The sequence below is a fragment of the Aquabacterium sp. OR-4 genome (assembly GCF_025290835.2).
Taxonomy (GTDB): Bacteria; Pseudomonadota; Gammaproteobacteria; order Burkholderiales; family Burkholderiaceae_C; genus Pseudaquabacterium.
This window is the reverse complement of sequence record NZ_JAOCQD020000006.1, coordinates 1-3,058: the sequence shown is the minus strand read 5'-3', so window position 1 is coordinate 3,058 and position 3,058 is coordinate 1. Positions and strand designations below refer to the sequence as shown.

5 protein-coding genes are annotated in these 3,058 nt (G+C 57.0%); all 5 read left to right on the top strand.

Features of this window, described 5'->3' with window-relative positions; genetic code table 11:
* The coding region (locus N4G63_RS28250; protein ID WP_314600822.1) for a hypothetical protein at positions 1 to 432 on the top strand (432 nt) is incomplete at its 5' end.
* A gap of 145 nt (positions 433 to 577) precedes the next feature.
* On the top strand, positions 578 to 1,045 hold the full coding sequence (locus tag N4G63_RS28245; RefSeq protein ID WP_260786645.1) for a hypothetical protein: 468 nt from the start codon (positions 578 to 580) through the stop codon (positions 1,043 to 1,045).
* Positions 1,046 to 1,202: 157 nt separating this feature from the next.
* Positions 1,203 to 1,937, top strand: coding sequence for an HNH endonuclease (locus tag N4G63_RS28240; RefSeq protein ID WP_260786647.1), 735 nt, complete (start codon positions 1,203 to 1,205; stop codon positions 1,935 to 1,937).
* A gap of 134 nt (positions 1,938 to 2,071) precedes the next feature.
* Complete coding sequence (locus tag N4G63_RS28235; RefSeq protein WP_260786648.1) at positions 2,072 to 2,650, top strand: hypothetical protein; 579 nt, start codon at positions 2,072 to 2,074, stop codon at positions 2,648 to 2,650.
* Positions 2,651 to 2,794: 144 nt separating this feature from the next.
* The coding region (locus N4G63_RS28230) for a hypothetical protein (protein WP_314600821.1) at positions 2,795 to 3,058 on the top strand (264 nt) is incomplete at its 3' end.

Here is a 3,058-nt window from a genome sequence, read left to right as displayed (position 1 = left end):
CTCATGAGAACCACCGTCGCGTTCGCTACGTTAGCCGCGCTTCTTCTGTCGTCGCAGGCCCATTCTTCATCCAGTACGTGCACTCGGGAAGAGGCCTACGCGGCCGAGGTGGTTACGGATTACCTCACAACTTGGGACGGCGTCTACAGGTTCTACAAGCAGTTCAAGCACTGCTACGAGGGCGCGATTGCGGGAGGTGCAGAGGACAAGGTTCAACTCCTCTGGGCCAATCGCTGGTCGGAGATTCCTACAATGCTTGCACTGACGACTAAGGATCGAGAGTTCAAGAAGTTCATCTGGGTCATCATCGACTCGGAGGCCTTTCCACGAGACACCTTCAACACAGTTCACGCGAACGTAACTCGACACTGTCCAAAGGGAGCGGAGGAGTTCTGCCAGGCTGTCAGATCAGCAGCCAAACGTCGGCAATGAGGCCTAACCCCTCGGTCAAGCGGAGAGCCAACGGCAAGTCGCCAGGCCCGCGCGCCGCTGTGGTTTATTCTGCATCGCGCGGGCCTGGCGCCTTGCCGTCGTCTCCCGCTTACCTCGAACGTTAGGCGTCACAATCGCACCCACTGTGAACCGCCCCACCCTGAATCAACCCGCTGATCTCTGGCACGTCGACGGTTCGCTGAGAGACATCTATGTCTTCAGTACCATCGCCTCAGATTGGGATGCGCTTCTAGTCCTGGCTCAAACATATCCGCACGAGTACACACAAGACGGGATTCCTCACTCGTTGCCGGCAGCTGCCGCCCTCTTCCGAGATCGAGAGCACTCTCATTTGCTCAGCATACTGACTGGCGCTGTTCGCATCAATTGCCACTTTTTCGTGCCCGAAGAGATCGAATTGGACATTGATCCATGGGAAGTCATAGATCAAGAAAAGCACGTTGCCGTGCTGCAGTTCGTCGAGCGACTGGCACAGGCCACACGGAAGGATGCTGTGGTTACCCCAGAGAACACCCCCGACAAAGCGCTGCTTCAATACGACCACGCCAGTCAAGTTTGGCAAGTCCATGAGCTACCTGCCAGCGACGCCTAACCCCTCGCTCAACCGGACCCGCTACGGCAAGCACCGTAAGCCCGGCCTGCGCCAGCAGTAACATCGTCGCAGTCCGGGCTTACGGTGCTTGCCTCCGCAGGCCGGTTAGCTCGAACGTTAGGCATCAGAATCCAACCGTCAAGGTTCGCAACCCATCATGGAACTGGTTCAGTCACTTTCCGAGGCGCGAGAAAATGCCCTTCGCTTTCAACACGTCGCGAAGAAGCCCGACTCGATCGCATTCAAGCAACTTGGAAGATACTCGCATTGGTTCTACTTCCCTGACCACAAGGCATTTGCACCGAGCAAGTTCATTGGTTATAGGGGAACGACCGTCGCCAACTACCAATCTCGTGGCACTGGTACAGACACTACTCGCGTACTGAAGAGGTTCTTTACGAAGTTGGACAGGCCATCACAAGCCTTCGACAATCTTCTCGAAGATTTAGGCGAATGGCTCCACGCACTGTCATCGGACGTTTCCGCCAAGACCCTAAGCGGAACCGGCGGCATCTACCTTCCAAGGCAAGCCACGGCAACCGTTCGCGAACCCATTGCATCAGCGCCGGGAAATAGCTTCATAGAAGGGGCGCGACTCAATGTCACTCAGTCGCGATCAGAGCGCAATCCTGCGGCGAGAGCGCGCTGCCTCAAGATTCATGGCATCACATGCCACGGTTGCAACTTCAACTTTGAAAAGAAATATGGGCCGCTTGGCGCGGGGTTTATCCACGTTCATCACTTGAACCCCTTACGAACAATTCGTCGGAGCTATATTGTGGATGCGGAACGCGATCTAGTACCTCTCTGCCCAAACTGCCACGCGATGATTCATAGACTAATTGGCGAGCAATCATTAGCTGCACTCCGACAGCACATCGCTGATGCCTAACCAGTCATTCAACCGGACGCTACACGGCTGCCGGGCTTACAGGCCGCCATTTCATTCTGGCCTTCCAGCCCGCCATCCGTTCCGCGCCGGTTAATTCCAACGTTAGGCCGCACAAAGATCACACTGCACGCCACATGCCCGAGTCCTTCTTCTACCTCCTACTTCTGGCGACGATCGGAGTTCTCTGGCTCGTTCTACGCTCCTTCTTTCCTTCGTATATCGGCGAGAAGGGCAAGAATCTTGCGACAAAGGAAGACATCGCCGCCATTACTCAGAAAGTTGAGGAGGTGAAGGAGGCTTATGCAAAGCGCCTGAAGGAGCTTGAGCACCAGAACGCACTTGTCCTTGAGCAACTTCGGTCACAACAACAGCTCCGCTTGGCTGCAGTCGAGCGCCGACTTGCCGCGCACCAGGAAGCGTTCACGCTTTGGCGTCGCCTTGTAGCCGCGGCACACTCAGATGATGTGCACGCACTCGTCCTCGAGTGTCAAGACTGGTGGGAAAAGAACTGCCTGTACCTCGGACCGGAAGCCCGAGACTCATTCAACCGCGCTTACTTCACAGCGTCCTCGCACCGAGAACTTATACGCTCGCGCACAAGCGCGGAAGAGGTAAAAGTTAGCTGGTCACTCCTGCTTGCGGCCGGAGACGCCCTTCTTTCCGGCGTCCAACTCCCAAGTCTCGGTGAGCGCGAGGCGAAGAGTGCGGCCTAACCCCTCGCTCAAGCGGAGCGCCAACGGCAGGCCACCAGGCCCGGTCTGGCGGTACGCGGTACATTTTCCCCAGCCCGGGCCTGGCGTCCTGCCGTTGTCGCCCGCTTAGCTCGAACGTTAGGCCGCACAAGGCCACCTATCCCCATGCCGACCAATCTCCACGAGCTTCTCGACTCCGTCAAGGACGAACCGACGTTCCTGGAATTTGCCAGCGCACTGCGTCTTGATCGCATGGAAGAGGAGAAGAAGGAAGCAGAGTCACCCTCCAATGCCTACGGGCCAGGAGCCAACGGCTGGGAGAACCAAACGATAGAGCAGTTTCTTGGTGGCGCCATCGCGTGGGCCGAAAGCACGAATGTCGGCCTCACACAGGGACTAGTGCAGTGCGCCGCTCTGTTCTGTACTTAT